This is a genomic window from Bradyrhizobium genomosp. III (assembly GCF_000261705.1).
GTDB lineage: Bacteria > Pseudomonadota > Alphaproteobacteria > Rhizobiales > Xanthobacteraceae > Bradyrhizobium > Bradyrhizobium ottawaense.
Genome location: NZ_AJQF01000461.1, coordinates 1 through 2,528, shown reverse-complemented (window position 1 = coordinate 2,528; position 2,528 = coordinate 1). Strand labels below are relative to the sequence as shown.

Annotated in this window: 1 protein-coding gene; it reads right to left on the bottom strand. The window is 64.7% G+C overall.

All coding sequences use genetic code 11. The features are described 5' to 3' along the window. Positions 1-86: 86 nt before the first annotated feature. Positions 87-2,207 (bottom strand): sodium-translocating pyrophosphatase, encoded by a 2,121-nt coding sequence (locus tag IC66_RS0136545; RefSeq protein ID WP_028144407.1) that lies wholly within the window; start codon positions 2,205-2,207, stop codon positions 87-89. Positions 2,208-2,528 lie beyond the last annotated feature (321 nt).

Here is a 2,528-nt window from a genome sequence, read left to right as displayed (position 1 = left end):
CACCTCCAAGCTGTCGCTCATACTCGGCACACAACAAAAACCCCGCGGCTCGCGCCGCGGGGTTTGTCTTGTCTCGTCTGCGCCGCTCAGTGCGCCAGGATCGCCAGCAGCAGCAGGGCCACGATGTTGGTGATCTTGATCATCGGGTTCACCGCGGGACCCGCCGTGTCCTTGTAGGGATCGCCGACGGTGTCGCCGGTCACCGCCGACTTGTGGGCGTCAGAGCCCTTGCCGCCGAAATGACCGTCCTCGATGTACTTCTTGGCGTTGTCCCAGGCGCCGCCGCCCGAGGTCATGGAGATCGCGACGAACAGGCCCGTCACGATGACGCCGAGCAGCATGGCACCCACGGCGGAGAACGCCGCCGACTTGCCGGCCGCGCCGCCGCCCGCGATCGCGTAGATCAGGAAGTAGACGACGATCGGTGACAGCACCGGGAGCAGCGAGGGGATGATCATCTCCTTGATCGCCGCCCGGGTCAGCAGGTCGACCGCCTTGCCGTAATCCGGCTTGTCGGTGCCCTGCATGATGCCCGGCTTCTCGCGGAACTGGCGCCGGACCTCCTCGACGATCGCACCCGCGGCACGGCCCACCGCGGTCATGCCCATCGCGCCGAACAGATACGGCAACAGGCCGCCGAACAGCAGGCCCACCACCACATACGGGTTGTTGAGCGAGAAGTCCGGATTGACGCCGGCGAAGTAGGGATGGTGCGCGGAGTCTGCAACGAAGAACTTGAGGTCCTGGTTGTAGGCCGCAAACAGCACGAGGGCACCGAGACCGGCCGAGCCGATCGCGTAGCCCTTGGTGACCGCCTTGGTGGTGTTGCCGACCGCGTCGAGCGCATCGGTCGACTTGCGCACCTCCTTCGGCAGGCCCGCCATCTCGGCGATGCCGCCCGCGTTGTCCGTCACCGGGCCGAACGCGTCGAGCGCGACGACCATGCCGGCCAGCGCCAGCATGGTGGCGGTCGCGATCGCGATGCCGAACAGGCCGGCGAGGCTATAGGTGACCAGGATGCCGGCGATGATCACGATCGCGGGGAGCGCGGTCGCCTCCATCGAGACGGCAAGGCCCTGGATCACGTTGGTGCCGTGGCCGGTCACCGAGGCCTGGGCGATCGACTTCACCGGACGATAGTCGGTTCCGGTGTAGTATTCGGTGATCCAGATGATCAGCGCGGTGACGATGAGGCCGACCACGCCGCATTGGAACAGCGCCATGCCGGTATAGTCGACGCCATCGAGCTTGCCGAAGCCGATCAGGCTGTAGATCACGCCGGCGATGCCGATCAGCGACAGGACGCCGGTTGCGATCAGGCCCTTGTACAGCGCACCCATGATCGACTGGCTCGGCCCGAGCTTGACGAAGAAGGTGCCGATGATCGAGGTGATGATGCAGATGCCGCCGATCGCGAGCGGCAGCGTCATCATGTTGGCGAGGATCGGCGTCTTGGCGAAGAAGATCGCGGCGAGCACCATGGTGGCGACCGCAGTCACCGCATAGGTCTCGAACAAATCGGCGGCCATGCCGGCGCAGTCGCCGACATTGTCGCCGACGTTGTCGGCGATGGTGGCCGGGTTGCGCGGATCGTCCTCGGGAATGCCGGCCTCGACCTTGCCGACGAGGTCGCCGCCGACGTCCGCACCCTTGGTGAAGATGCCGCCGCCGAGACGGGCGAAGATCGAGATCAGCGAGGCGCCGAAGCCGAGCGCCACCATGGCGTCGATGACGGTGCGGCTGTCAGGCGCAAGCTTCAGCGAATGCACCAGGAAGCCGAAATAGAGCGTCACCCCGAGCAATGCGAGACCTGCCACCAGCATGCCGGTGATCGCGCCCGCCTTGAAGGCTAGCTCGAGGCCGCCGGCGAGCGAGGTGGTCGCCGCCTGGGCGGTCCGCACATTGGCGCGGACCGAGACATTCATGCCGATGAAGCCGGCCGCCCCCGACAGGACGGCGCCGATCAGAAAGCCGATGGCGACGTAGATTCCGAGGAAATAGACAAGCAAGAGGAAGATGACCACGCCGACGATGCCGATCGTCGTGTACTGGCGCCGCAGATACGCCTGTGCACCCTCAGCGACCGCCCCCGCGATCTCCTGCATGCGCGGCGACCCCGCATCCGCACTTAACACCGAAGACGTCGCCCAAATCGCGTAGACGACGGAAAGCACTCCGCAGAGCACTATCAACCATAATGCTGTCATGTGATTTTTGCCTCAGATCCTTGATGTACCCCCGGCGCCTTTTGTTGTCCGTCGAGCGGTGCGGCGCCTTGATTTCGAACAAAGCCGCCCCTTGCCCAAAAGGGGCGGCCTTAGTCGGTCGCAAGCTTGCCAAAATCAAATTGAGGGTGCAACGCCGGATAAGGCCGAAAACGCCGATCTCGGCAGGTATTTAGACCAAGTGCAGCGAACTAAGATGCCGGTTTGGAGCAATTCCTAGAAGTGGCTGTAGGACAGCCGCCTCAAGACCAATTCCTGGCCCTGCCCGTCCAGGAAGCGCGGCCCTTGCTTCCCCGCGACGAT